Origin of the sequence: Frankia sp. Hr75.2 (genome assembly GCF_949319125.1) — a bacterium.
GTDB lineage: Bacteria > Actinomycetota > Actinomycetes > Frankiales > Frankiaceae > Parafrankia > Parafrankia soli.
Map to the genome: position 1 here is coordinate 16,201 of NZ_CASGGV010000188.1, position 26,883 is coordinate 43,083.

At 71.7% G+C, this 26,883-nt stretch carries 17 protein-coding genes; 11 read left to right on the forward strand and 6 right to left on the reverse strand.

Translation table 11 applies throughout. From position 1 onward, the window contains the following. The first annotated feature begins 45 nt into the window (after positions 1-45). The 7 genes from AC559T_RS14235 to AC559T_RS14265 all read left to right on the forward strand — a co-directional run bounded on the left by AC559T_RS14235 (position 46) and on the right by AC559T_RS14265 (position 11,814). Positions 46-2,331: an MFS transporter gene (locus AC559T_RS14235; RefSeq protein ID WP_498869052.1), complete on the forward strand. Its 2,286-nt coding sequence runs from the start codon at positions 46-48 to the stop codon at positions 2,329-2,331. 6 nt (positions 2,332-2,337) lie between these two features. After that, the gene (locus AC559T_RS14240; protein WP_498869004.1) at positions 2,338-5,208 is read left to right on the forward strand and encodes an ABC transporter permease subunit; all 2,871 of its coding nucleotides are present in this window, start codon (positions 2,338-2,340) and stop codon (positions 5,206-5,208) included. Positions 5,209-5,272: 64 nt separating this feature from the next. After that, entirely contained in the window at positions 5,273-6,580 is a 1,308-nt protein-coding gene (locus AC559T_RS14245; protein WP_498869005.1) for an ABC transporter substrate-binding protein, read from the forward strand. Between the two features lie 49 nt (positions 6,581-6,629). After that, the gene (locus AC559T_RS14250; RefSeq protein ID WP_498869006.1) at positions 6,630-7,868 is read left to right on the forward strand and encodes a glycoside hydrolase family 1 protein; all 1,239 of its coding nucleotides are present in this window, start codon (positions 6,630-6,632) and stop codon (positions 7,866-7,868) included. A gap of 14 nt (positions 7,869-7,882) precedes the next feature. Further along, positions 7,883-8,941 (forward strand): Gfo/Idh/MocA family protein, encoded by a 1,059-nt coding sequence (locus AC559T_RS14255; RefSeq protein ID WP_498869007.1) that lies wholly within the window; start codon positions 7,883-7,885, stop codon positions 8,939-8,941. Further along, a complete protein-coding gene (locus AC559T_RS14260) occupies positions 8,938-10,476 on the forward strand; it encodes a glycoside hydrolase family 3 protein (RefSeq protein WP_498869008.1) in 1,539 nt (512 codons plus the stop codon). The genes AC559T_RS14255 and AC559T_RS14260 overlap by 4 nt, the downstream gene beginning before the upstream one ends. 120 nt (positions 10,477-10,596) lie before the next feature. Further along, a complete protein-coding gene (locus tag AC559T_RS14265) occupies positions 10,597-11,814 on the forward strand; it encodes an ABC transporter substrate-binding protein (RefSeq protein WP_498869009.1) in 1,218 nt (405 codons plus the stop codon). Between the two features lie 12 nt (positions 11,815-11,826). Here the strand turns inward: AC559T_RS14265 and AC559T_RS14270 are convergent, their stop codons facing one another. Both AC559T_RS14270 and AC559T_RS14275 read right to left on the reverse strand, forming a co-directional pair. Beyond that, positions 11,827-13,095, reverse strand: a complete 1,269-nt coding sequence (locus AC559T_RS14270) for an aromatic ring-hydroxylating oxygenase subunit alpha (RefSeq protein ID WP_498869010.1) — start codon at positions 13,093-13,095, stop codon at positions 11,827-11,829. Positions 13,096-13,417: 322 nt separating this feature from the next. Continuing rightward, on the reverse strand, positions 13,418-14,680 hold the full coding sequence (locus tag AC559T_RS14275; protein WP_498869011.1) for an ROK family protein: 1,263 nt from the start codon (positions 14,678-14,680) through the stop codon (positions 13,418-13,420). An 83-nt stretch (positions 14,681-14,763) separates the two neighbouring features. Between AC559T_RS14275 and xylA the strand changes: the two genes are divergently transcribed. From xylA to AC559T_RS14295, 4 genes are all read left to right on the forward strand, one after another. Continuing rightward, positions 14,764-15,981 carry a xylose isomerase gene (gene xylA, locus AC559T_RS14280; protein ID WP_498869012.1) on the forward strand — a complete coding sequence of 406 codons (1,218 nt, stop codon included), beginning with the start codon at positions 14,764-14,766 and terminating at the stop codon, positions 15,979-15,981. Between the two features lie 14 nt (positions 15,982-15,995). Next, complete coding sequence (locus tag AC559T_RS14285; RefSeq protein WP_498869013.1) at positions 15,996-17,501, forward strand: xylulokinase; 1,506 nt, start codon at positions 15,996-15,998, stop codon at positions 17,499-17,501. 310 nt (positions 17,502-17,811) lie between these two features. Beyond that, the gene (locus AC559T_RS14290; protein WP_498869014.1) at positions 17,812-19,059 is read left to right on the forward strand and encodes a phytanoyl-CoA dioxygenase family protein; all 1,248 of its coding nucleotides are present in this window, start codon (positions 17,812-17,814) and stop codon (positions 19,057-19,059) included. A gap of 21 nt (positions 19,060-19,080) precedes the next feature. Beyond that, on the forward strand, positions 19,081-20,844 hold the full coding sequence (locus AC559T_RS14295) for an ABC transporter ATP-binding protein (protein ID WP_498869015.1): 1,764 nt from the start codon (positions 19,081-19,083) through the stop codon (positions 20,842-20,844). Between the two features lie 65 nt (positions 20,845-20,909). Here AC559T_RS14295 and AC559T_RS14300 read toward each other — a convergent pair whose 3' ends face one another. From AC559T_RS14300 to rhaI, 4 genes are read right to left on the reverse strand one after another with little or no spacing between them, the layout of a single operon-like run. Beyond that, positions 20,910-22,124, reverse strand: coding sequence for an alpha-hydroxy acid oxidase (locus AC559T_RS14300; protein WP_498869016.1), 1,215 nt, complete (start codon positions 22,122-22,124; stop codon positions 20,910-20,912). After that, positions 22,121-23,524: a rhamnulokinase gene (locus AC559T_RS14305; RefSeq protein ID WP_498869017.1), complete on the reverse strand. Its 1,404-nt coding sequence runs from the start codon at positions 23,522-23,524 to the stop codon at positions 22,121-22,123. The genes AC559T_RS14300 and AC559T_RS14305 overlap by 4 nt, the downstream gene beginning before the upstream one ends. Before the next feature lie 2 nt (positions 23,525-23,526). Then, positions 23,527-25,566, reverse strand: coding sequence for a bifunctional aldolase/short-chain dehydrogenase (locus tag AC559T_RS14310; protein WP_498869018.1), 2,040 nt, complete (start codon positions 25,564-25,566; stop codon positions 23,527-23,529). After that, a complete protein-coding gene (rhaI, locus tag AC559T_RS14315) occupies positions 25,563-26,732 on the reverse strand; it encodes an L-rhamnose isomerase (RefSeq protein ID WP_498869019.1) in 1,170 nt (389 codons plus the stop codon). Before rhaI ends, AC559T_RS14310 begins: the two co-directional genes overlap by 4 nt. Positions 26,733-26,883: the final 151 nt, after the last annotated feature.

Genomic DNA, 26,883 nt, shown 5'->3' on the forward strand with positions numbered 1-26,883 from the left:
ACAGTTAACTGACCGGTGTTTGTCGTGAGCACGCCCACCGATCCGATGACGGCTGACGGTGCCGCCGAGGCCGGTGCTGTGCCGCCGCTGCCTGCGGCGGCGTCTGCGGCAGCGCCGGTGACGGCGGCACCGGAAGCGGCGCTGGCGGGGGTCGCGGCAGGGCTGGCAGCTGGGCTGATCGAGGCGGAGGCGCAACGGCGGGCGCAGCAGGCGGACTCGCGGCGTGAGGTGTTGTTCGCGGACGAGCTGCTGCCGGGTGTGGGCGGTGAGCGGCTGTCATTGCGGCAGGGGCTGACCGCCGGTGGTTCGGTGACGTTCCTGACGTTGATGACGCTGTCGGCGCTGGACGAGCTGGAGTCGGCGGCGCTGACGACGCTGGCGCCGGACATCCGGGACGCGTTCGGGTTGAGCGACGGCGCGATCGTGTTCATCTCCGCGGCCGCCGGGGCGTTCCTCGTGCTCGGTGCGCTGCCGATGGGCTGGCTGGCGGACAAATGCCGGCGTTCCCGGGTCATCGGCTGGGCGGGCGTCGTCTTCTCGGTGATGGTGCTGGCGAGCGGACTGGCGGCGAACGCGTTCCTGTTCTTCCTGGCCCGCTTCGGTGTCGGGGTGGCGAAGTCGAGCAACAACTCGGTACACGGATCGTTGCTCGCCGACACCTATCCGATCGGGGTCCGGGGACGGATCTCCGCGGCGAACTTCGGTGCGGCGCGTACCGCGGGCGCGCTCAGTCCCCTGGTGGTCGCGGGCATCGCCACGCTGGCGGGCGGGGCTGACGGCTGGCGTTGGCCGTTCCTGATCCTCGGCCTGCCGGCCCTGGCGGTGGCGGTTTTCGCCTTCCGCCTGCCGGAGCCGCCGCGCGGCCAGCACGAGATGAAATCGGTGCTGGGCGAGGTGGTCGAGGACGCCGAGCCGATGCCGATCTCGGTGGAGGCGGCGTTCGCCCGGCTGCTGCGCATCCGGACCGTCAAGACCGCGATCGTCGCGTTCTCCGCGCTGGGTTTCAGCCTGTTCACCACGAGCGTGCTGGCGAACCTGTGGGCTGAGGACCACTACGGGATGTCGACGTTCCAGCGGGGCCTGATGGGTTCACTCGGCGGCGCCGCTCTGCTCGTGGCCCTGCCGATCGTCGGGCCGCGGTATGACCGGCTCTACCACCGGGATCCGGCCCGGGCCGTGGCTCTGCTGGGGCTGTGCATTCTGCCGGGTGCGGTGCTGCTGCCGGTCCAGTGGTTCATGCCGAACTGGGTCGGTTTCATGCTGGCCAGCATCCCGGGCGCGGTGTTCTCCTCGGTCGCGTTCTCGATGGTGGGCCCGGTGATGCAGTCGGTCACGCCGTACCGGCTGCGCGGGCTGGGCCTGGCGCTGGCGGCGGTCTACATGTTCTTCATCGGCGCGACCGGAGGCGCCATCCTCTCCGGGCTGATCAGCAACGCCTACGACCCACGGGTCGCCGTGCTGGTGATCGGCATCCCCGCCACCGCGGTCGGCGGCCTCATGATGATCCGCAGCGCGTCGTTCGTGAAGAACGACCTTTCGCTGGTGGTGGCGGACCTGCGCGAGGAGCTCGCCGAACGCGACCGGCAGCGCGAGAACCCGGACAACGTCCCGGCGCTGCAGGTCAACAACATCGACTTCTCCTACGGGCCGGTGCAGGTCCTGTTCGACGTCGCCTTCGACGTGAAGAAGGGCGAGACCCTGGCGCTGCTGGGCACCAACGGCGCGGGCAAGTCCACCATTCTGAAAGTCATCTGCGGCCTGGGAACCCCGTCGCGCGGGGTGGTCCGCCTCGGCGGGCGGACCATCACCTACGTCTCGCCGGAACAGCGCGGGAAGTACGGGGTGCACCTGCTGCCCGGCGGCAAGGGCGTCTTCCCCGGGATGACGGTGCGCGAGAACCTGGAGATGGCCGCGTTCCGGATGCGCCGCGACGCCGCCGGCCGGGAGCGGCGTTTCGCCTACGTGCTCGGCCTGTTCCCCGACCTCGAGAGCCGGCAGGGCCAGCGGGCGGGGTCGCTGTCGGGTGGGCAGCAGCAGATGCTGGCGCTCGCGATGGTGCTGCTGCACGACCCCGAGGTCCTGCTGATCGACGAGCTCTCCCTCGGGCTGGCCCCGGTGGTGGTGCAGGACCTGCTGGCGATCCTCGAACGCCTCAAACAGGACGGCCTGACGATCATCGTCGTCGAACAGTCCCTGAACATCGCCCTCGCCATCGCCGACCGGGCCGTGTTCCTGGAGAAGGGCCAGGTCCGTTTCACCGGCCCGGCCCGCGAACTCGCCGAACGCGACGATCTCGCCCGCGCGGTGTTCCTCGGCCGGGAAGGCGGCTGACCCGTCATGGAACTGCCCACCACCCAACTGCTCTTCGACGGCGCGGTCACCGGGCTGGTCATCGGCCTGCTCGCGGTCGGCATCGTCCTGGTCCACCGCTCCACCCGCGTCATCAACTTCGCGGTGGCGAACATGGGCCTGGTCGGCTCGGCCCTCTTCGCGCTGCTCACGGTGCGTTACAACGTGCCGTACTGGATCTCGCTGGCCATCGCGCTGCTCGTAGGTGTGCTGTTCGGCGCCCTGGTCGACCTCACGGTGATCCGCCGGCTGTTCGCCGCGCCACGGGTGATCCTGCTGGTCGCGACCATCGGCGTCGCCCAGCTCGCGCTGACCGTCGTCACCTCGCTGCCCGACCTCGACGACTACCCGCGCGAGTCCTACCCGGTGCCCTGGTCGGGGAGCTGGTCGCCGGTCGGTGACCTCACGATCAGCGGGGCACAGCTCAGCGTCCTGGTCACGGTGCCCCTCGTCGCGCTCGGGCTCAGCCTGTTCCTCGGCCGCACCGTGCTCGGGCGGACGGTCAAGGCCGCCGCGGACAACCCCGAGCTCGCCCGCCTGCAGGGCATCAGCCCCAAGACCGTGTCGACCGCGGTCTGGGCGGTGGCGGGGCTGATCGGAACGCTGTGCCTGATCCTGGTCTCCGCGCAGAACCAGTCCCTGACCCAGATCACCACCCTCGGCCCCACCACCCTGCTGCGGGCCCTGGCCGCCGCAGTGATCGCCCGGATGACGTCGTTCCGCGTCGCCCTGCTCGCCGGGATCGTCCTGGGCCTGGCCCAGTCGTTCATCCAGTTCAACTGGCTCGACCAGCCCGGCCTCACCGATCTGACGATCTTCGTCGTGGTGCTGGCCGCGGTGTTCTTCGTCAGCCGCGGCCGTGACACCGAGTCGTCGTCGTTCTCCTTCGCCCCGAAGATCAAGCCCGTGCCCGACCGGCTACGCGGGCTGTGGTGGGTCCGCCATCTCGAACGCGCCCCGCTGGTCCTGCTCGGCCTGCTCGCCGTCCTCCTGCCCCTGATCGTCGCCCAGCCGTCGCGGCACCTGCTCTACACGGTGATCCTCGGCTACGCGATCTGCGCCGCCTCGATCACGATCCTGACCGGCTGGGCGGGGCAGCTCTCCCTCGGCCAGATGGCCTTCGCGGGGCTGGGCGCGCTGCTCGCCGCCGCGCTCAACCGCGGTCTGCGCCTGCAGGTCGGCGGCTCCGTCGTGGAGCTGAACGCCCTGCCCTTCCCGGCGGCCGTCGCCATCGCCACGGTGTTCACCGCGGCTCTGGCCGCCGTGGTCGGAGCGGGCGCGCTGCGGGTGCGCGGACTGCTCCTGGCCGTCAGCACCTTCGCGTTCGGGATCGCGGCCGAGCAGTACCTCTACCGCCGCGACGTGTTCCACGACGAGGGCGGCAACACCGCCTCGTTCCCGCGAAGCACCGTCTTCGGGATCGACGTCACCACCCAACGGGCCTACTACTACCTGGTCCTGATCGTCCTGGTCCTGGTCCTGCTCGTGGTGGCCCGGCTGCGCAGGTCCGGGATCGGGCGGACCACCATCGGCGTCCGCGACAACCCCGCCACCGCGGCCGCGTACACCGTCGCCCCCACCCGGGTGAAACTGCGCGCGTTCGCGCTCGCCGGCGGGATCGCCGGGCTCGGCGGCAGCCTGCTCGCCGGCGCCGTCCAGAACGTCCCCTACGCCGACAGGTACTTCCTCAGCCCCGACTCGCTGATCCTGGTCTCCATCGTGGTGATCGGCGGCCTCGGCTCGGTCACCGGCCCCCTGCTCGGCTCGCTGTGGGTCATCGGCCTGCCGTCCTTCTTCCCCGACAACGACATCGTCCCGCTGCTGACCTCGAGCCTCGGCCTGCTCATCCTGCTGCTCTACTTCCCCGGCGGCCTGGTCCAGATCGGGTACAGCGCCCGCGACGCCCTCCTCGCCTGGGCGGACGGCAGGCTCGGCACCACCCCACCGGTGAAGAGCGTCTCGACCGTGCCCCCGGCTCTCACCCGCACCACCCGCCAGCCACTCCCGGAGAACACCCCCGTCCTCGAGACCAGCGACATCCGGGTGCGCTTCGGGGGCCGGGCCGCCGTCGACGGCGTCTCCCTCACCGTCCTGCCCGGCGAGATCGTCGGGCTCATCGGCACCAACGGCGCCGGCAAGTCGACCCTCATGAACGCCATCGGCGGCTTCGTCCCCGCCACCGGCACCGTCACCCTGCTCGGCCAGGACGTCTCCACCGCCAGCCCGGCGGCCCGGGCCCGCGGCGGTGTCGGCCGCACCTTCCAGGCCGCCGCGCTGTTCCCCGAGCTCACCGTCCGCGAGACGGTCCAGATCGCGCTGGAGGCCCGCGGCCGCACCGGGCTGCCCTCCACCGCCCTGCACCTCCCGCACACCTTCCGCGCCGAACGCGCGAAACGCTCTGCCGCCGACGACCTCATCGGCTTCCTCGGCCTCGGCCGCTACGCCGACGCCTTCATCGCCGACCTGTCCACCGGCACGCGCCGCATCGTCGAGCTCGCCGGCCTGCTGGCCCTCGACGCCCAGGTCCTGTGCCTCGACGAACCCACCGCCGGCGTCGCCCAACGCGAAACCGAGGCGTTCGGCCCGCTCATCCAGGAGATCCGCCGCGAGCTCGGCGCCGCCATGCTCGTCATCGAACACGACATGCCACTGATCATGAGCATCAGCAACCGCGTCTACTGCCTCGAAACCGGCCAGATCATCGCCAGCGGAGCACCGGACGCCGTCCGCAACGACCCCAGGGTCATCGCCAGCTATCTCGGCACCGACGAACGCGCCATCGAACGCAGTGGAAAAGCCCCGGCGGCACCGGACCCCGAGGACCACCACACGCCGACCGACGCGGTCGTGCCCTCGTAACTCCGCCGATCCACCGGCGGCATCTCCCGTACCCATACCTCCAGAAATACGGAGCACCTCTGACATGACCTCGCACCACCGCTGGCGCCGTCCGCTCATGCTGATCGCCGCGGGAGCCGCACTCGTCTTAGCCGGTTGCAGTGTCGAGTCGGACGACCCGCCGGCCAGCAGCCCCACCTCGAACGCGTTCCCGGCCCCGCCGGCGCCGGCGATCTCGCCGGGTGTCACGGCCGACAGCATCAAGATCGGCTTCGTCTACCCCGACCTCGAGGTCGTCAAGCAGTACGTCAACATCGACCACGGCGACTACCAGGCCACCTTCAAGGCCCTGGTCGACAAGGTCAACGCCGCGGGCGGCATCAACGGCCGCAAGATCATCCCGGTGTACGGCGCGGTCGACGTCATCTCCCCCGCCGGCGCCCAGGAGACCTGCGTCAAGCTGACCCAGGACGAGAAGGTCTTCGCGGTGCTCGGCAGCCTCAACGCCGAGGACTCGATGTGCTACGTCCAGACCCACAAAACGGCGCTCGTGGGTGGTGATCTCACCGCGGAGCGCTACGCCAAGGCGCAGGCGCCGTGGGTCTCCGACCTGCGCGGCGGCGACGAGCTGGCCGACGGCATCGAGCTGTTCACCGCCGACAACGCCCTGGCCGGCAAGAAGCTCGCGGTCGTCGCCTACCGGGACGACCAGGCCTCCGTGGACAAGGTCGTCCTGCCGGCCCTGAAGCGTCTCCAGATCCCGGTGACCGAGACGGGCATCCTCGACGCCGACATCAGTGACGCGGCCGCGGTCTCCCAGCAGTTCAACGTGTTCATCCAGAAGTTCCGGGCCGCGGGCGTCGACACCGTGCTGCTGGTCGGCGGCTCGCAGACCCAGTTCCCCGCCGAACTCGAGAAGACCGACTACCGCCCCAGGCTGCTGTTCGCCAGCACCAGTCAGGCCCAGGCCTACCTGTTGAGTCCGGGTGACCATGACCCGGCCGTCGTGACCGGTGCCGCGGCCCTCGGGCTGGTCAACGACTACTCCGAGCCGGCCAACGCCGCGTGCATCGCCACCATCGAGGCCGCGCTGCCGGCGCTCACCGGCAAGCTGGTCGACCCTGCGACCGTGCCCTCAGGTCAGCCCGGACCTGGAACGTCCGAGGGTGTCGCCTGCCGTTACCTGACCCTGTTCCAGGCGATCGCCGAGAAGGCCGGCGAGGACCTCACCTACCAGTCGTTCCAGCAGGCCGCCTTCTCCCTCGGTTCCTTCCAGATCCCCAGCTACCGGGACAAGGCCACCTACGGCCGCGAGACCCCGCATGGCGCGATCCCGCCCCGCCTCTACACGTTCGATCCCGCGCGGAAGAACTTCTTCCCCGCCGCCGGCTGACAGCCGTCCTCGTCCCACGACAGCATCTGGCTCAGGAGATCCAACGACCATGAGCACATTCCCCGAGGGCTTCCTCTGGGGTGCGTCGACCGCGGCGCACCAGGTGGAGGGCGGCAACGTCAACTCCGACATGTGGCGCAGCGAATGGGCGAAGAACTCGACGTTCACCGAGCCGTCGGGAGACGCCTGCGATCACTACCACCGGTACCCGGAGGACATCGCGACCCTGGCCGGTCTCGGCCTGAACGCCTACCGGTTCGGGGTCGAGTGGGCGAGAATCGAGCCGGAGGAGGGCTATTTCTCCCGGGCCGCTCTCGACCACTACCGCCGGATGGTCGGCACGTGCCTCGAGCACGGAGTCACCCCGGTCGTGACCTACAGCCACTTCTCGACACCGCGGTGGTTCGCCGACGCGGGAGGGTGGAGCAACCCGGCGGCGGCGGACCGGTTCGCCCGGTACGCGGGCCGGGTGACCGAGCACATTGGTGACCTGGTGCCCTGGGTGTGCACGTTCAACGAGCCGAACGTCATCTCCCTGATGGTGCATCTCGGTGTCATCCCGGCCGCGTCCCGCGACGAGACCCTCGGCCTGTCGACCGGCAACGAGGGCCAGGATCCCGGCGAGGCGCGGTCAGGCGAGGCACTGTCGGGCGCGGCGTGGGCCGCCCCCAGCGTCGAGGTGATGGCGAACGCGCACCGCAAGGCCGTGGAGGCCATCAAATCCGGTCCAGGGAACCCGGCTGTCGGCTGGACGCTGGCCCTCATCGACCTCCAGCCCGCCGACGGCGGCGAACAACGCTGGCAGGCCGTACGCCAGGCGGCCCTCCTCGACTGGCTCGACGTCTCCCGCGACGACGACTTCGTCGGCGTCCAGACCTACACCCGGGAGCGCATCGGCCCCACCGGCGTCCTGCCCGTCCCCGCCGACACCCCCGCCACGCAGACCGGCTGGGAGATCTACCCGCAGGCGCTGGGCCACACCGTCCGTCTCGCCGCCGAACAGGCCGGCGTGCCGGTTCTGGTCACCGAGAACGGCATGGCCACCGACGACGACGACGCCCGGATCGCCTACACCACCGCCGCACTCGAGGGACTCGCGGGCGCCATCGCCGACGGCGTCGACGTCCGCGGGTACCTGCACTGGACGCTGCTCGACAACTTCGAGTGGACCTCCGGTTACGAGATGACCTTCGGGCTCATTGCCGTCGACCGCACCACCTTCACCCGCACCGTCAAACCCTCCGCCCGCTGGCTCGGCAAGGTCGCCCGCGCCGGCGGACTCATCTGAATCGAGGACGTCTCATGTCGTTGCGCTGGGCGATCGCGGGCACCGGCTCCATCGCGAACGGTTTCGCGCAGGCGCTCGGCCGGCTGCCCGACGCCGAGCTGGTGGCCGTCGGCTCGCGGCACCAGCGGACGGCCGACGAGTTCGGCGAGAAGTTCGGCGTGCCACGCCGGCGCAGGTACGGGTCGTACGAGGAGCTTGCCGACGACGACGGCGTCGACGTCGTCTACGTGGCCTCCCCGCACTCCCACCACCACCGCCACACGCTGCTGTTCCTGAATGCCGGGCGGGGTGTGCTGTGCGAGAAGCCGTTCGCCCTCGACGCGGACCAGGCCGCCGACATGGTGGCCACTGCCCGCGCGCGCGGGCAGTTCCTGATGGAGGCGATGTGGAGCCGTTTCCTGCCCGCCTACGTCCGGATCCGGGAGCTGGTCGCCGACGGCGCGATCGGCACCGTCCTCGCCGTCGACGGTGACTTCGGCTTCCGGCTCCCGATGGACCCGTCGCACCGGCTGTTCGATCCGGCCCAGGGCGGCGGCGCCCTGCTCGACCTGGGCGTCTACCCCCTGTCGCTGGCCAGCATGCTGCTCGGCGAACCGGACCGGGTCGCCGCGTTCGCCCAGCTCGGCGAGACCGGCGTCGACGAGCACACCGCCGTCATGACCGGCTACGACACGGGGGCGGTGGCGCTCGCCAAGGCCTCCCTGCGAACAGGTCTCGCCTGCACCGGCCGTATCACCGGCACCGCCGGCAGCATCGAGCTTCCCGCGATGATGCACTGCCCGGACGAACTGGTCCTGCGCGGCCCGTTCGGCACCGAGCACCTGAGCCTGCCCGCCGCCCTCGACCCCGCCGCCCTTACCGGAACCGGCCCCGGCGGCCCGGGCCCCGGCGACAGGGCCGGAGGCGGCCTGCACCACCAGGCCCGTCACATCCACGACCGGCTGCGCGCCGGGCAGCTGGAAAGCGACGTCATGCCGCTCGCGGAATCCGTGTCGGTCATGCGCACCCTCGACGCCGCCCGGGCCCAGATCGGCCTGCGCTACCCGACCAGCGAAGAAGGAACCCCGAGGTGACCCGCAGCACCCTGAGCCCCGGCAAGGTCCCGGACCTGGTGTCCCGGCTGACGCTGGACCAGAAGATCGCCCAGCTGACGGGGTTCGCGGTCACCGATCTCATCGTCCGCGGCGAGGGACCGCGCCCGGCCGGTCCGGACATCGACGTCAGCCGGGTGCCGTCACTGCGCCCGCACGGGGCCAGTCACCTGTCCCTGTCCTGGTTCCTCGGCCACGACGCGGCGAGCCTGCGGTCCGCGCTCGACCGGATCCAGTCGGCGGTGCGTGCGGTCGCCCCCTTCGGCATCGGGGCCCTCGCGCACAACGAGGCCGTCAACGGCTTCCTGCATGTCTCGGGCTCGCAGTTCCCGACCGCCTGGGCGCAGGCGGCGACCTGGGACCCGGCGCTGGTGACCCGCGCGGCGGCCGTGAGCGCCGCCCACATGCGGGAGACCGGCATCCACCTCGCCTTCTCCCCGGTCATGGACCTCGCGCGGGACCCGCGGTGGGGCCGCGTGCACGAGACCTACGGTGAGGACCCCGAGCTCGCCGCCCAGTTCTCGGTCGCCTTCGTCCGGGGTGTCCAGGGCCCCGAGGGCGACTCCGGCCTGCTCACGACGGGAAAGCACTTCGCCGGGTACGGCGCCTCCGAAGGCGGCCTCAACCAGGCGGTCACCCAACTGGGACACCGCGCCCTGATCGACGAGTACGCCGAGCCGTTCCGCCGCGCCATCACCGAGGCCGACCTGGTCGCCGTCATGAACTCCTACAACGAGCTCGACGGCGTGCCCTGCGCCGCCGACCGCTGGCTGCTCACCGACCTGCTCCGCGGCCAGCTCGGCTTCGACGGCATCGTGGTCAGCGACTACAGCGCCGTGGACATGCTGCGGACGATCTACCACACCGCGTCCTCGGAAGGGCAGGCCGCCGTCCAGGCGCTCAGCGCCGGCCTGGACGTCGAGCTCCCCGGCGACGTGAACTTCTCCCACCTGGCCGACGAGGTCACCAGTGGCCGTCTCGACGAACACGTCCTCGACACGGCGGTCGCCCGGGTCCTCACCGTCAAGGCCCGCGTCGGACTCATCCCGGGGATGGCGGCGCCACGCGCCGCGTCCGCCGCGGCGCCCCCGGACCGGCTCGACGACGACGCCCCGCTCTACGCCTTCGGGCACGGCCTTTCCTACAGCTCCTTCGACATCGCCCTCGACGAGTCAGCCGGACCGGCGGTCGAGGAGATCGACGGACTGCTGCGGGCGCGGCTCGTCGTGTCGAACACCAGCGCCGCCGACGGCGAGACCGTCGTACAGCTCTACGCACGGGACGAGGCCGCGACTGTCGTCCGCCCCGTCCGCCAACTCCTCGGTTTCACCCGCCTGGCCCTGGCCGCGGGAGAGACGCGGCGCGTTCTCCTCGAAGCCCCGGTCGAGCGGCTGTTCTACACGATGGCCGACGGCACCCGCGGCCTCGAGGCCGGCGACGTCACCGTGCTGGCCGCGCTCAGCAGTGACGACATCCACTGCTCGCGGACCGTACCGCTGTCCGCCCGCCGCGCCTGACGGCGCACGCCGGATCCCTTTCCCGTATCCCGACCGCGGAGGAAAGGCCGGCGTCGCCCTGGCCTGGCGACCACCCGGGATCTCCGTCGTCCTCACCAAGTACCGCTAAAGGAAACCCGCATGCGTTCACGCACCTTGGCCAGATCGTCCGTGGCAGCGGCGGCGGCCGCGATCCTCCTCGCCGTCACCGCCTGTTCCGCGCCGGGAACCCGGCCCGACGCGGCCGCGGCCTGCGACTCCCCCGGGGTGACACCCGACCGGATCACGCTCGGGTTCGTGTACTCCGACTCCGGAGGGGCCGGCAGTGCCTTCTCCTCCGCCCGCGCCGGTTTCGACGCGAGAATCAGCCTGGCCAACGCCGAGGGCGGCGTTCACGGCCGCCGGATCGTCTACCAGTGGCGCGACGACGAGAGCTCGGGCCCGGTCAACGCGAAGGTCACCGAGGGCCTGATCCGCACCGACTCCGTCTTCGGCCTGGTGATGAGCAGCGCCGTCACCGGCGACTCGCTGGACTACCTGACAGGCCAGGGGGTGCCGGTCACCGGGCTCGCCGCCGAACCGGCCTGGGCCGGGCACGCGAACATGTTCTCCTACATGTACTCGGCCTCACCCGAGATCATCGGCCGGTACATCCAGGCCGGTGGCGGCAGGAAGGTCGCCCTGGTGACCTCGGGGCAGTCGGCCTTCAGCTCCGACATCGTGGCCACCTACTCACAGCACCTGCAGGCCCTGGGGCTCACCGTCGTCGCGGTGCTTCCCTACTCCGCCACCATCGACAACCCCGACCGGACAGCCCGCCAGATCGCCGAGTCCGGTGCCGACAGCCTGCTCGGCATCACCGCGGCGAACGACTTCGCCGACGTCGTCCAGGCGACGCGCAGGAACGGCCTGCACCTCGCTGTCAGCGTCGCGCTCTCCGGCTACGACCGTAGCCTGCTGGCCGCCTCCGGCCCGGCCCTCGCCGGCGTCTCGCTCCCGGTGTTCTTCCGCCCCTTCGAAGCCGGCGGGCCCGCGATCGAGCGCTACCGCGCCGCGATGACCCGCTACGCGCCGGAGACCGTGAACCCGGAACAGCAGTTCGCGATGTTCACCTACATCTCGGCCGACATGTTCCTGCGCGGACTCGACCTGGCTGGCCCCTGCCCCACCCGTGCGGGGTTCATCAAGGCGCTGCGCGCCGTCCCCGACTACGACGCCGGGGGCCTCGTCGCACCCGTCGACCTGCGCGACAACGCCGGCAAGCCGATCGCCTGCCATGCCTTCGTCCAGGTCGGCCCTTCGGGCACCACGTTCGACGTCATCCAGGAAGAGCTCTGCGCCGAGGGCTCCAACGGCTGACCCGGCCCGGGGTCACTTCGCCGCGGCCTGGTAGGCGGCGACGACGTCGTTCGCGGACTTGTGGAGATGACGGATGAGAATCTCCTGGTCGTTAAGGGGGAAATTCCGGACCGCGCGGGACTCGAGCATGGTCTGCGTCGCCTCGAGGGTGTTGCAGTCCTGCAGCGCGAACTCCTTGAAGGTGACCGCGGCCAGTTCGTGCCGCAGGCGCTCCGCCGCGTTCTTCGGCGGGACGAAGTACAGCGTTCCCTCGAAGATGTGCTGGTTGTACGCGGTCGGCCAGTAGTGGTAGGTGAGATACCAGCCCGGCGCCCAGATCAGGATCATGAAGTTCGGGAAGAACACGTACGAGTCGTTGCCCCACGCCCGGTGGCCCGACGGGTTGACGCCCTCGGGCAGCGGGTCGAGCCCCGTGATGTCGGGACGGTCCCACGGCCCGAAGTTCCCGCTGCGCAGAACCTGTTCGATCGGCTTCACCATGGAGAGGTCCTTGGGCGGTGACATGCCGCCCCACGCGGACTGCATCGAGTGCCGGCCGTCGAGGTCGTAGTGCAGCCCCTCGTAGCCGTAGCCGATGAGCTTGCGGGACTCGTCGCCGACGTACTGCTTCGCGTGCAGGACGGGCGCGTGGTAGAACTCCGCGAACGCGTCGACGTAGAGCTTCCAGTTGCTCTTGACGTGCGCCCGGTACCGGTAGACCTCGGTCATCTGGTCGAACGGGTAACCCTCCATGCCCTTCGCGAACCGCCCGAGGTACTCGCGCACCGGGGTGGTGTCCTCGTTGTCGAGGTTGACGAAGACGAAGCCCTCCCAGACCTCGCAGCGCACCGCCGCGAGACCGAGCTTCGACTTGTCGAGGTCGAAGAACTCCGTCTCCTGCTGGACGAAGGTGCACGCGCCGTCGAGCCCGTAGCGCCAGGCGTGGTACTTGCACTGGAACTGGCGCGCGGTGCCCTCGACCTCCTCGTGCGGGAAGTCGTTCCACACCAGCTTGTTGCCGCGGTGACGGCAGACGTTGTGGAAGGCGCGGATCTGGTCCTCGTTGTCGCGGACGACGATGATCGAGGCTCGGGCGGCGTGGATCTCCCTGGTGAAGTAGCTCCCCCGCTTCGGGACCTGCTCCACGCGGCCGACGCTGAGCCAGCTCCGCTCGAAGATCGCCCTGCGTTCCAGCTCGTAGTGCTCCGGTGAGATCGAGTCCTCGAACGAGACGAAATCGGTTCCGAGGTCGGGGAAGTGCTCTGTCCAGCTGCCTTCGACGGGCTTGGTGAAGTGCGCCATCAGAGTGCCTCCAAGGTACCGCGCCGACATGGGACGACGAGGCAGAACGCTACGATGCCGTATGGTTTCGGTCAACCGCCGGCAGGGACGCCTCTGGCCGGTGGCCTCCAGTCCGCCCAGGCGAGGGCCATCACCAGAGTGAACGGTCCGGCTGCTTACCGGCAGTTGTCTGCTCGGTCGTCCGCGCGGCGGCGCGGGCACCCGCCAGTAACCGAACGGATCTGTCTGGTTTCTGGGCGCGCCGGCTGATCTCATCGCCCGTCGGCTCCGGCCGGTCTCTCCCTACCGGGACCCGCGGGGACGGCCGTCCCCGCGCCGCTCCTCAGCCGCTACGCAGTTCCATGTCCCGGGCCGCCGGCCGGACGGTCCAACGCGCCGGGTCGGCGATCACCGCCGCCAGCTCGGCGAAGGCCGCGCCGGTGGCACCGGGGGCGGCGCCGGGCTCGGCCGCGACGATCGCCGGCGCGGCCCAGCGGGCCGACAGCACGCGGGCCCGCATGGCCGGGTCGAGGTCCGCGCGCAGCAGGCCGGCGATCTGACCGAGGTAGCCCCCGAGAACGACGGTGGGAACGTCGAACATGTTGATGACGCTGGCCAGCGCGATCCCGAGGGCCCACGCGGCCACGGCCACGGCCTGGCACGCCTGCTGATCGCCGGCCGCCACCCGCTCGCGCAGCAGCTCGGGCGACACGGTGTCGGCCAGTCCGGCGGCGGCGAGCAGCGTGTGCCGTCCGGCATAGCGCTCCAGGCAGCCGGTCGACCCGCACGGGCAGCTCGGGCCGTTGGGGTCGACGCACACATGCCCGACCTCACCCGCCCAGCCGTGGCGGCCGGTGATGACCGCACCGTCCCGGACCACGGCGCCGCCGATGCCGATCCCGCCCGAGAGGTAGACGAAGTCCGGCAGTGGGCCCGCGCGGCCCGGCGCGCTCTCGGCGACCGCCCGCGCGGCCAGGTCGGCCTCGTTTCCGATCGTCAACGGCAGCTCGGCGAGCGTTCCGGCGCCCAGCACGTCGACCGGTCGCAGGTCCGACCAGCCGAGGGTCGGTGCCCGCAGCAGCCGCCCCTCCCCCACGGCGACGATGCCGGGCAGGGCGAGCCGGGCTCCGATGAGGCGGGACCCGACGGGCAGCCGGGCCAGGAGGCCGTCGATCGCGGCGTCGAGGCGGCGCAGCACCACCTCCGGCGGGCTCGCGGCGGGATCGCCGCTCTCGACCCACTCAGCGAGCACCTGGCCGCGCAGGTTGATCACCCTGGCCGCCAGGAAGCCGGCGTCGATCTGGAGCCCCAGCGCCGCGACCCGCGAGCCCGGGGCCAGCGGCGTCCCCGGCCGGCCGCGGCGGGGCGCGGGGCGGTCCAGCTCGTCCACCCCCAGCTCGTCCACGACACCGCCGGCGACGAGCTCGTCGACGAGGCGGGACGCGGTGGCCCGGGTCATCGAGGTCGCCCCGGCGACGTCCGCCCGCGAAAGGTACGCCGGCGCCGCGGCGGCGACGGTGCGGGCTACCAGGGCGAGGTTGCTCTCACGCAGGGTTGCCTGCCGGGCGCCGTTTGTCGGTCGAGGTCCGGACAGTTCCAGGGGCACCCGTTGACGCTACCGCTACCCAGGATTATGTTTTATCGAAATACTAAAGATGCGGTTTCGGAGCAGCACGGATCGGAGCAGTCATGCCACGACAGCCCACCCCCGAGGACAAGTTCTCCTTCGGCCTGTGGACCGTCGGCTGGACTGGCACCGACCCCTTCGGCCTGCCGACCCGGACGGCCCTCGACCCGTGGGAGTACGCCGACCGGCTGGCCGAGATCGGTGCCTGGGGCATCACCCTGCACGACAACGACCTCTTCCCCTTCGACGCCGACGACGACGCCGCCGCGCGGGCGTCCCGCCGGCTGAAGGAGGCCACGGACGCCTCCGGCCTGGTCATCGAGATGGTGACCACGAACACCTTCACCCATCCCGTCTTCAAGGACGGCGGCCTGACCTCGAACGACCGCGGCGTGCGCCGGTTCGGCCTGCGCAAGGTGCTGCGCGCGGTCGACCTCGCGGCCCAGCTCGGCGCGACCACGTTCGTCATGTGGGGCGGCCGGGAGGGCAGCGAGTACGACGGGTCGAAGGACGTCTTCGCCGCGCTGGAGCGCTACCGGGAGGGCCTGGACACCGTCGCCGGCTACATCAAAAGCCAGGGCTACGACCTGCGAATCGCGCTCGAACCCAAGCCGAACGAGCCACGCGGCGACATCTTCCTGCCCACCGTCGGGCACGCGCTGGCGCTGATCGCCGAGCTGGAGCACGGCGACCTCGTCGGGGTCAACCCGGAGACCGGGCACGAGCAGATGGCCAACCTCAACTACACCCACGCGCTCGGCCAGGCGCTGTGGAGCGGGAAGCTCTTCCACATCGACCTCAACGGGCAGCGGGGCCTGAAGTACGACCAGGACCTGGTCTTCGGGCACGGCGATCTCGTCTCGGCGTTCTTCACCGTCGACCTGCTCGAGAACGGCTTCCCGGGCTACCCGGACGGCCCCCGGTACACCGGTCCCCGCCACTTCGACTACAAGCCGTCGCGGACGGAGGGCATGGCCGGGGTCTGGGAGTCGGCGCGGGCGTGCATGTCGACCTACCTGCTGCTCGCCGAGAAGGCGGCGGCATTCCGCGCCGACCCCGTCGTCCAGGAGGCGATGGCCTACGCCGGGGTGTTCGAGCTGGCCGAGCCCACCCTCGCCCCCGGCGAGACCGCGGCCGACCTCCTCGCCTCGGACGACGGCTTCGACCCGGCCAAGGCGGCCGAGCGGGACTTCGGTTTCGTGCGGCTCCAGCAACTGGCGATCGAGCACCTCGTCGGCTCGCCCGCCCCGGGCGCGGCAGCCGCCCGTTCGGCCGGCTGAGCCGGCCCGCCGTCATGGCGCTCGTCGCGGGGATCGACTCGTCCACCCAGTCGTGCAAGGTGGTCATCCGGGACGCCGACTCCGGCGCTCTCCTCCGCCAGGGAACCGCGCCCCATCCCCCCGGGACGGAGATCGACCCCGAACACTGGTGGACGGCCCTGCTCACCGCGGTCGAACAGGCCGGCGGCCTCGGCGACGTCGAAGCCGTCTCGGTCGCCGCCCAGCAGCACGGGATGATCGCGCTCGACCGCGACGGGCGGGTCATCCGGCCCGCGCTGCTGTGGAACGACACCCGGTCCGCCCAGGCGGCGGACGACCTCGTCGCCGAGCTCGGCGACGGCGAGGCCGTGCAGGGAGCCAAGCCGGGTGCTGAGCACGGCGGCGGGCGGGGAGCCGAGCGGTGGGCAGCCGCGGTCGGCCTGGTCCCGGTCGCCTCGTTCACCGTCACCAAGCTGCGCTGGCTCGCCGACCACGAGCCCGACGCCGCGGCCCGGATCGCCGCGGTCGCGCTGCCCCACGACTGGCTGACCTGGCGCCTCTCCGGCGCCCAGTCGTTGGACACCCTGCGGACCGACCGCTCCGACGCCTCCGGCACCGGCTACTTCGACGCCGTCAGCGGTGCCTACCGGCGAGACCTGCTGGCCCTGGCGCTGCGCCGCACGCCCGGCGACGTCGAACGGATCGTGCTCCCGACCGTCGCCGGCCCCGAGGAGATCGCGGGACGGGGCGACACCTCCGCCGGCTGGGGCCACCTGCTGCTGGGGCCGGGATGCGGCGACAACGCCGGGGCGGCGCTCGGGTTGGACCTGCGGCCGGGCGAGGCTCTGATGTCTCTGGGAACCTCCGGCGTCGTCGCCGCGGTCGCCACCGCCGCCACCCGGGACGCCACCGGCGCGGTGGCCGGCTTCGCCGACGCGACCGGTCACCACCTGCCGCTCGCCTGCACCCTCAATGCCAGCCGCGTCCTCGACGCGACGGGAACCCTGCTCGGCGTCGGCCACGACGAGCTCAGCCGGCTCGCCCTGAGCGCCCCGCCGGGAGCCGCGGGCCTGGTGCTCGTGCCCTACCTCGAGGGCGAGCGCACCCCGAACCTGCCCACCGCCACCGGCTCCCTGCACGGCCTCACGCCGGCGTCGATGACCCCGGCCAACCTCGCCCGCGCCGCCGTGGAGGGCGTGCTCTGCCTCATGGCGGGCTGCCTCGACGCCCTGCACGACCAGGGTGCACGCATCGACCGGGTGTTCCTTGTCGGCGGCGGCGCCCGGTCACGCGCCGTCCAGGAGATCGCGCCCGCGATCCTCGGGGTGCCCGTCGCCGTGCCCGCGCCCGGCGAGTACGTCGCCGACGGTGCCGCCCGGCAGGCCGCGACGGTCCTGGCCCGCTCGGGCGGCGCCGCACCGCCGTCCTGGCACCGCCCCGACGCCGTCACCCGCACGGCCGAGCCGCTCCCCTCCGTCCTCGACCGGTACCGGGAGGTGGCGGCGACCGTCGCCGCCACGGTCGAGAGCCGGCGCGGCTAGCCGACGTGGGTTGCCGACGTCCGGCTCGCCACTTGCGCGCACTAGTAACTCTGCATTAGGCTCCTACACGTTCCGCGGTGGGTGCACAGGCCAGGGTTCAGTCCCGCAGACATGCCGATTGTCGAGCCGTGTCACCGAGCCGCGCCGATCAGTGGTGGACGCGGATTCCGAGTTGCCGCCGGCCGTTTCCTGACGACGTTGAGTCTCGAGCATCTTCGGCGTGTCCCGGCTTTTCCGCGGCACGAATCGACCCGAACACAGAAGATCAGCAAGATGCTCGCCGGCGGCACACTCCGACGGGAGAATCGTCATGCCCATCGCCCTGGATCGCCGTACACGTCGCGATGCCGACCTGCGCCACGTCGACATCGAGGATTTTCTCGCGCGGGAATTCCCGGGACTCGTCTCGCGCCATGGCCCTCTCGTCGCGCGGGGGATCGTCTTTTTACAGGCACCACCACTCTCCATCGAGATCGGCGCGTCCTCCTGGTCGTTCTCGAGCGACGGCACGACCCTGACCGCCTCCCGCGGCACCGTCGGGGGCGCGCTTGTCGTGACGCTCAGCGAGGCAGAGTTCTCCGACTGGGCGCAGAACCAGCGATCGTTCAACGCGATGCTGACCGCGCGCGAGCTGCGCTACCGCGACGGGTCCGAGGTGGACGTCTCCGCGTGGGACTCGCTCTGGCTGACGCTGCTGGAGGGCTGGCCGGTCGTGGACGACACGATCGAGTTCGTCGATCGTCACGGGACCCCGCTCGACCTCGGGCGTGTCTTCACCCCGGCCGACGATCCGGCGGACGTCGCACATTTCCTGCGCGAGGCCGGTTACCTTCACCTGCGCGGCTGGCTGGACCCGGCGGACATGACCGAGGTCTCCTCCGACATCGACCGGGCGCTCCCCCACTACCGTGAGGGTGACGGTCGTTCCTGGTGGGCGACCCTGGAGGACGGCAGCCGCCGCTGTGTGCGGCTCCAGGAGTTCATCGCTCACTCCCCCGCGACCTCGGCGATCCTGCGGGGCGAACGCTGGGAGCATTTACGCGGTGTTCTGGCCGGCGGCGACCTGCTCGAACGGCGTCCGGTGGACGGTCGCGGCCTGGAAGCGCTCATCAAGCCGATCGGTGTCACGGTCGGCGCGTCGGACGTGAGCTTTCACCGCGACTGCCACTTCGGCCGCCACGCCTACAACTGCTCGAACATGGTCGTCGGGATCGCGGTCACCGGCAGTGGCGAGACCAACGGCCAGCTCCGCGTCATCGCCGGATCCCACCGTGTTCTGATGCCGGTGGAAATCGCCAAATCGCGACCGTACCTGCCCGTCGTCGCCGTGCCGACCGAGCCGGGCGACATCACGGTGCACCTGACCTGCACCCTCCACGAGTCGACTCCGCCCCTCGTCGAGGAACGGCGCGTCCTCTACACCGGGTTCTCCCTCGCTCCGCGCGCGGACGACGCCGACGCCAACGGCGAGAACAACAGCAACAGCGGCGGCCACGCCCTGGCGGCGCTGCGCGAGCGGATCTCCCAGATCCTCCTCGACGAGGCGACCCGAACGTGATGGTGGGCAACGGGCGTCCTCATGACGCGTAAGTCTCCGGGGAGGAGAGCGCACGCCCTGCGCACGTTGTTCAGTCACGCCGGCGACGGCGGGCGGCTGCTCGTCGGCGGCTACGCGCTCATCCTCGTCGACGCGGTCGCGCAGAGTCTCACGCCCGCGGTGTTCCGGGTCGTGCTCGACCGCATCCAGCAGGACCCGCGACGGTTCCTTCACGACGGCTGGCAGGGACCCGCGACTGCCGCGGTCGTCGTCTCCGCGACCTTCCTCGTGGCGGCCTACTTCGCCCACACCTGGTGCAGGCGTGGTGCGACGCGATGGGCGAACAACCTGCGGCGGGCCCTGTACGAGCACGTCCAGCGGCTGTCGATGGACTTCTTCCACCGTTCGCGGGTCGGCGACGTCGCCGCCGCGATCAACCAGGACATCGAGCGCCTCGAAGTGACGGTCTGGCAGGGCCTCACGGTGTGGTGGGCGCTGGCAGTCCTGGTCATCTCGGTGGGCCTCATCGCCTGGGTCGACGCCTGGATGACCCTGCTGGCGCTCGGCCTGCTCGCGGTGGCCGTCGGGTGGACGCTGCTGGTGCTCCCGCGGCTCCGCCGCCACAGCCGCGACATCCGCGACGAGCTCGGCCGCACCTCCGGGACGCTCGCGGAGATGCTCGGCGTGAACACGCTCCTCAAGGCGTTCAACGCGGAGGACGACGCCCTGCGCCAGGTGCGGGGCGGTACCGACCGGGTGCGGGCCGGGTCCGAGGCCCTGGCGCGGCTACAGCACCGCTACGCCGACCCGCTCGGCTTCCACCTCTCGTTCGTCGCGCCGTTCCTGCTCCTGTTCGTCGGCGCGTGGCGGGCCGCGTCGGGGACGCTCTCCCTCGGCGACGTCGTCGCCGTCTGGGGCTTCTGGCTGCGCGGGTCGAGCTCGTTGACCGTCGTCATGACCAGCCTCCCCGAGGTGCTGGCTGGCCTGGCCGCCGGCGAGCGGGCCGCGAAGCTGTTCGAGGAGCGACCCGCGGTCAGCGATCTCCCTCGGGCCCCGGCGCTGGCCGTCGCCCGGGGCGGCATCACCTTCGAGCGGGTCTCGTTCGCCTACCCCGGACGGCAGTCGCACCTGGTCCTCGACGGGTTCGACCTGACGATCGCCCCGGGGCGCAGCGTCGCGCTCATCGGCTCGTCCGGCGCCGGCAAGTCCACGGTCGCCCAGCTGCTGCTCCGGCTGTTCGACCCCGCCGAGGGCCGCGTGACCATCGACGGCCAGGACCTCCGCGAGGTCACCCAGGCCTCGGTGCGTGCCGCGGTGGGTGTGGTCTTCCAGGAGTCGGTGCTGATCAGCGGCTCGCTGGCGCGCAACCTGCGACTCGCCCAGCCGACCGCCACCGACCAGGACATCGAGGCGGCGCTCGAGGCGGCCAACGCCTGGGAGTTCGTGCGCACCTGGGAGAACGGCATCCACACGGAGCTCGGCGAACGCGGCGTCATGCTCTCCGGCGGGCAGCGCCAGCGTCTCGCCATCGCCCGGGTGATGCTGAAGGATCCCCCCGTCGTCGTGCTCGACGAGGCGACCAGCGCGCTCGACGCCGGCAGCGAACGCTTCGTGCTCGACGCCCTGGACCGGCTCCTGTCCGGCAGGACGTCACTGATCATCGCCCACCGGATCGCCACCGTCCGCCACTGCGACCAGATCGTCGTGATGGAACGCGGCCGGGTCGCCGACGCCGGCACACACGCCTCGCTGCTCCAGTCCTCGACGACCTACCGCTTGTACTGCCACGAACAGTCGGTGGCCTGAGTAGGAGGATCCGCTGACAGCCGGTCCGTCGCGATGCCTATCTGGTCCGGAGACCGGAGACCGCGTCAGGGAACGTCGATGTGGCCTTGGTCCAGGTCCGCGATACTGGCCGCGCCCAGGAGGGCCAAGGTGCGGTGGACGTCGGCGGCGAACCAGGCGAGCAGCCGGTCGATCCCCCGCTCCCCTCCGGCGCCGAGCGCGTAGAGGTAGGCACGGCCGGCCATGGCCGCTGTCGCGCCGGCCGCGACCGCCTTGACGATGTCGCTGCCGCGCCGGACCCCGCCGTCGCAGATGATCTCGCTGCGGCCGCCGACCGCGTCGGCGACCGGGGCGACGAGCGGCAGCGTGGCCGGTGCCCCGTCCAGCTGCCGGCCGCCGTGGTTCGACAGGACGATCGCGTCGACGCCGGCCTCGGCCGCGAGCTTCGCGTCCGCGACGGTCTGGATGCCCTTGACGACGATGCGGCCGTCCCAGACCGAGCGCAGCCAGGTCAGGTCCGCCCAGGAGAGGCCGGGGTCGAACTGCGTGTTGATGTAGTCGGACAGCGTCACCGGTGACGCCCCGTCGCCCACGTCGCGGCCCGCGACGTTGCTGAACCGGATCGGTTCGCTGCGGACGAACTGCCAGGTCCAGCCGGGATGCAGCAGGCCGTCGAGGATCGTGCCCGGACCGATGGTGGGCGGCAGGGAGAAGCCCCTGCGGACGTCGCGCTCACGGCGGCCGAAGACGGCGGTGTCGACGGTGAGGACGATCGCCTCGTACCGGGCCGCGGCGGCGCGCTCGATCATCTCCTTGACCAGGCCGCGGTCACGCCAGGCGTAGACCTGGAACCACAGCCGCCCGTCGCTGACCGCGCGGACCTCCTCGATCGAACGCGTGCTCAGGGTGGACAGGGTGTAGGGAAGTCCGGCGTGGGCGGCGGCACGGGCCACCGCCAGCTCCCCCTGCGGATCGGCGATGCGGGTGAAGCCCGTGGGCGCGAGCACGAGCGGGTACGCCGCCGGCGCGCCGAGGATCTGCGTGCCGATCGAGACCTCGGGCAGGCCGCGCAGCACCCGCGGGCGGAAGGTCATGGCGGCGTAGGCCCGCTCGTTCGCGGCGAGGGTGCGTTCGTCCTCGGCGGCGCCGTCGATGTAGTCGAAGACCCCACCGGGCAGCCGCCGGCGCGCCATCCGCCGCAGGTCGTGCACCGACGCCGCCCGGGCCAGCCGCCGCTCAGTCGGGTTGGTCTCGACCGGGCCGAACCGCATGACGGAACGCAGTGTCGCCAGGGGCCTCATGACGGCTCGTACCTCCGGAGGGTCGATGCGCGCGCGAGCTGCTCGCGCAGGTCTTCCAGGGTGGCCGGCGCGGCGCCGTGGGCCCGAGCCTGGACGAGGACGTTGCCGAGCGCGGTCGCCTCGACCGGCCCGGCGACGACCGGCACCCCCGCCGCGTTCGCGGTGAGTCGGCACAGTAGCTCGCCGCGGGAGCCGCCACCGACGAGATGGATGACCTCGACCTGTCGCCCGGTCAGGTCCGCGGCCCGCCGCAGGGTGCGCGCGTAGGCGAGGGCGAGGGAGTCGACGACGCAGCGCGCGAGCGCGGCCGGCGTCCGCGGCACCGGCGTCCGGCGCACCCGGCCGTCGCCGTCGCGCGCGGCCGCCGCGATCCGGGCCGGCATGTTTCCCGGCGCGATGAGCGCGGGGTCGTCGACGTCGATCACCGGGCCGCCGGGTGGCAGCTCCGCGGCGGCGGCGAGGAGATCCTCGAGGTCGGGGTTGTTCCACTCCCGCAGACATTCCTGGAGCAGCCACAGCCCGCCGACGTTGCGCAGGAACCGTACCCGGCCGTCGACGCCGATCTCGTTGGTGAAGTTCGCCGCGCGGGCGTCCGGGGTGAGGACCGGCGCCGGCAGCTCCAGGCCCACCAGCGACCAGGTTCCGCACGAGACGTAGCCGAAGCTGTCGGTCGTCGCCGGGACCCCGACGACGGCGGAGGCGGTGTCGTGCGAGCCCACCGTCGTCACCGGGACCGGCGGGCCGAGTGCGTGCGTGACGCCGCGGACGGTACCGGGCTCCTCGAGGTCCGGCAGGAGCCGGCGCGGGATGTCGAGCCGCCGCAGTAGCTCCTCGGACCACTGGCGCGTCCGGACGTCGAGCAGGCCGGTCGTCGAGGCGTTCGTGAGCTCGGCGCGCAGCTGCCCGGTCAGCCGGTAGGCCAACAGATCGGGTATCAGGACGACGTGCGCGGCCCGGTCCCACAGGGGGCCGCGCCGCTGCGCGGCGAGCTGGTAGAACGTCGTGAACGGCAGGAACTGCAGCCCGTTGACGGCGAACAGCTCCTCGGGTGGCACCGTGGCGTGCACGTCGTCGACGACCTGCGCCGCGCCGCCGTCACGGTAGGCGACGGGGGGCGCGAGCAGCTCACCGGCGGCGTCGAGCAGCCCGAAGTCGACCGCCCAGGTGTCGATGCCGATCGACTCCAGCTCGGGGCAGGCCCGGGCCAGCCGGCGCAGCCCGCGGAGCATCTCGCGGTGCAGGTGGTCGAGGTCCCAGCGCAGCGATCCCGCGGCCTCGACGAGCGGGTTGGCGAACCGGTGGACCGGCCGCAGGGACACCGAGCCACCCTCGACCAGCCCGGCCATCACCCGGCCGCCGGACGCCCCGATGTCGACGGCGGCGAAAACCCGGGCGGCCATCGTCAGCGCAGGAAGGCGGCCGCGACGCCGGCGTCGACGGGGACGAGCAGGCCGGTCGTGTGGCTGAGCTCGCCCGAGCACACGGCCGCGACCGCGTTGGCCACGTGCTCGGGCAGTACCTCCCGCCCGAGCAGGGTCCGCCGGGCGTAGAAGGCGCCGAGCTCCTCCTCGGGAATGCCGTAGACCGCCGCGCGCCGGGCTCCCCAGCCGCCGGCGAAGATGCCGCTGCCGCGCACGACGCCGTCCGGGTTGACGCCGTTGACCCGGATCCCGTGGCCGCCGAGCTCGGCTGCCAGCAGCCTGACCTGGTGCGCCTGGTCGGCCTTCGCGGCGCCGTAGGCGACGTTGTTCGGCCCGGCGAACAGCGCGTTCTTGGAGACGATGTAGACGATGTCGCCGCCGAGCCGTTGCGCGATCATGGCTCGCGCCGCGGCCCGCGCGACGAGGAAGCTCCCCTTCGCCATGACGTCGTGCTGCAGGTCCCAGTCCCGCTCGGTGGTTTCGAGCAGCGGCTTCGAGATGGACAGGCCCGCGTTGTTGACGACCAGGTCGATCCCGCCGAACGCGAGAAGCGTCGCCTCGACGGCGGCCTCGACCTCGTCCGCCTTCGTCACGTCGGCACCTACGCCGACCGCGACGTCGGCGCCGCCGAGATCGGCTGCCGCCGACACGGCCATGTCCGGATCGAGGTCGGCGACGACCACGCAGGCGCCGTCGGCGGCGAGCCGCGCCGCGGTGGCCCGGCCGATGCCGCTGGCCGCGCCGGTGACCAGCGCGACCCGGCCCGCGTGCCGCTTCGGCTGGGGCAGGCGGCGCAGCTTCGCCTCCTCCAGCGCCCAGTACTCGATCCGGAACTTCTCGCTCTCCGGGATCGGCGCGTAGGACGAGACCGCCTCGGCACCGCGCATCACATTGATCGCGTTGACGTAGAACTCGCCGGCGACCCGCGCCGTCTGCTTGTCCCTGCCGTAGGAGAACATGCCCACGCCCGGCACGAGGATGATCGCCGGGTCGGCGCCGCGCATCGGCGGCGAGTCGACGGTCGCGTGCCGCTCGTAGTACGCACGGTAGTCGTCACGGTAGGCCTCGTGCAGCTCCGCGAGCCGCTGGACGCACTCCTCGGGTGAGGCCGAGGCCGGCAGATCGAGCACCAGCGGGCGGACCTTCGTGCGCAGGAAGTGATCGGGGCAGGACGTCCCGAGCCGGGCCAGCGCGAACAGCTTCTCGCTCGCCAGGAACTCCAGGACGGCGTCGCTGTCGGTGAAGTGGCCGATCATGCGGTGGTCGCGGGACGCGACCGCGCGCAGGTGGGGTGCGAGCGCGGCGGCCCTGGCGCGCCGTTGCGCGGCCGGCAGCGCGCGCCGGTCGTCGACCTCGGCACCGAAGGGCCGCGGCCGTCCGTGCCGTTCGAGGTGGAGTCGCGCCCGCTCGATGATCCAGGTGGAGTTGCGCTCGGACTCCTCGCTGGTGTCGCCCCACGCGGTGATGCCGTGCCCGCCGAGGATGCAGCCGACGGCGCCGGGGTTGTCCCGCCGCACGGCCGCGATGTCGAGGCCGAGCTGGAAGCCCGGCCGCCGCCACGGCACCCACACGACCTTCGTGCCGAAGACGTCCTTCGTGAGCCGTTCGCCGTCGGCGGCGGTCGCGAGGGCGATGCCGCTGTCCGGGTGCAGGTGGTCGACGTGCGGCGCCTCGACGAGACCGTGCATGGCGGTGTCGATCGAAGGCGCGGCACCGCCCCGGCCGTGCAGGCAGAAGTCGAAGGCGGCGACCATCTCGTCCTCGCGGTCCTCGCCCGGGTAGACGTCCACCAGCGCGCGCAGCCGGTCCAGCCGGAGCACGGCGAGACCGGGCTCGGTCAGCGTGCCGAGGTCGCCGCCCGACCCCTTGACCCACAGCAGCTCGACGTCGCGGCCCGTGACCGGATCGATCTCGACGCCCTTGGCGGAGGTGTTCCCGCCCGCGTAGTTGGTGTTGCGCGGGTCGGCACCGAGCCGGTTCGACCGGGCGAGAAGCTCGGCGACGGTCCGGTTCCCGCTCACGCGCCCCACCCGGCCTGGGTGCCACCGACCCGCTCGGCCGCGACGCGCTCGGCGTAACCGCTGGCCCGGAAGGCCGCTGTGGGGTCGGCGGGCAGCCCGCGCGACTCACGCCAGGCGGCGAGGTCGGCGCGCACGTCGGTGTAGAAGGCGTCCATGAGGACGGCGTTCGCGGCCAGCACGTCCCCGGCGCGCTCCGCCTCGGCGAGCGCCGCCCGGTCGACGAGCAGCGCGCGGGCCGTCATCTCCTGCACGTTGAGCACGGACCGGATCTGGCCCGGGATCTTCGCCTCGATGTTGTGGCACTGGTCGAGCATGAAGGTCACCTCGCTGCCCTCGTCGTAGCCACCGCCCCGGACGACCTCGGTCATGATCCGGAACAGTTGGAAGGGGTCGGCGGCGCCGACGATCAGGTCGTCGTCGGCGTAGAAGCGGGAGTTGAAGTCGAACGCCCCCAGCCGCCCCAGCCGGAGCAGCTGCATCACGATGAACTCGATGTTGGTGTGCGGGGCGTGGTGGCCGGTGTCCAGGCACACCACGGCGCGCTCGCCGAGCGCGAGGCAGTGGACGTAGGCGGTGCCCCAGTCGGGGACGTCGGTCGCGTAGAAGGCCGGCTCGAACAGCTTGTACTCGAGCACGAGCCGCTGGTGCCCCGCCAGCCGGGCGTAGATCTGGCCCAGCGCGTCGGCGAGCCGATCCTGCCGGTCGCGCAGGTCGGCCTGGCCGGGGTAGTTCAGCCCGTCGGGCAGCCAGATCTTCAGGTCGCGGCTGCCCGTGGCGTCCATGATGTCGACGCAGTCGAGGGCGTGCCGGATCGCCTTCGCCCGGACGCGCTCGTCGACGTGGCAGAGGCTGCCGAGCATGTAGTCGTCGTCCTGGAACGTGTTCGTGTTGATCGTGCCGAGCCGGACGCCGTTGTCCCGCGCGTGTTCGCCCAGCTTGCCGAAGTCGTCGACGAGGTCCCAGGGGATGTGCAACGCGACCGACGGCGCGAGCCCGGTCAGCCGGTGCACCTGTGCGGCGTCGGTGACCTTCTCGAACGGATCACGCGGGATCCCGCGCTGCGGGAACACCTTGAACCTGGTCCCGGAGTTCCCGAACGCCCACGAGGGCAGCTCGATCTCCTGCCGAGCAAGATCCTCTGTCGCCTGGCTGAATGCCCGCATCATCGCCAGCCCTTCCGGTCGCCAGCACTTCCGACCACTGTGAGATCTTGTAAATTGTCACACAATCTCGCACGGCCGGCAATCGTGAAGCGAGGATCGAGACGGGAAGGCACTCAGGGACACAACGGCAGGCACACCGGCAGGCGCGGCGGCG

Coding starts and splice junctions, on each gene's coding strand:
- AC559T_RS14235 (WP_498869052.1), top strand. CDS start 46: ATGACGGCTGACGGTGCCGCCGAGGCCGGTGCTGTGCCGCCGCTGCCT.
- AC559T_RS14240 (WP_498869004.1), top strand. CDS start 2,338: ATGGAACTGCCCACCACCCAACTGCTCTTCGACGGCGCGGTCACCGGG.
- AC559T_RS14245 (WP_498869005.1), top strand. CDS start 5,273: ATGACCTCGCACCACCGCTGGCGCCGTCCGCTCATGCTGATCGCCGCG.
- AC559T_RS14250 (WP_498869006.1), top strand. CDS start 6,630: ATGAGCACATTCCCCGAGGGCTTCCTCTGGGGTGCGTCGACCGCGGCG.
- AC559T_RS14255 (WP_498869007.1), top strand. CDS start 7,883: ATGTCGTTGCGCTGGGCGATCGCGGGCACCGGCTCCATCGCGAACGGT.
- AC559T_RS14265 (WP_498869009.1), top strand. CDS start 10,597: ATGCGTTCACGCACCTTGGCCAGATCGTCCGTGGCAGCGGCGGCGGCC.
- AC559T_RS14270 (WP_498869010.1), bottom strand. CDS start 13,095: ATGGCGCACTTCACCAAGCCCGTCGAAGGCAGCTGGACAGAGCACTTC.
- xylA (WP_498869012.1), top strand. CDS start 14,764: ATGCCACGACAGCCCACCCCCGAGGACAAGTTCTCCTTCGGCCTGTGG.
- AC559T_RS14285 (WP_498869013.1), top strand. CDS start 15,996: ATGGCGCTCGTCGCGGGGATCGACTCGTCCACCCAGTCGTGCAAGGTG.
- AC559T_RS14290 (WP_498869014.1), top strand. CDS start 17,812: ATGCCCATCGCCCTGGATCGCCGTACACGTCGCGATGCCGACCTGCGC.
- AC559T_RS14295 (WP_498869015.1), top strand. CDS start 19,081: ATGACGCGTAAGTCTCCGGGGAGGAGAGCGCACGCCCTGCGCACGTTG.
- AC559T_RS14300 (WP_498869016.1), bottom strand. CDS start 22,124: ATGAGGCCCCTGGCGACACTGCGTTCCGTCATGCGGTTCGGCCCGGTC.
- AC559T_RS14305 (WP_498869017.1), bottom strand. CDS start 23,524: ATGGCCGCCCGGGTTTTCGCCGCCGTCGACATCGGGGCGTCCGGCGGC.
- rhaI (WP_498869019.1), bottom strand. CDS start 26,732: ATGATGCGGGCATTCAGCCAGGCGACAGAGGATCTTGCTCGGCAGGAG.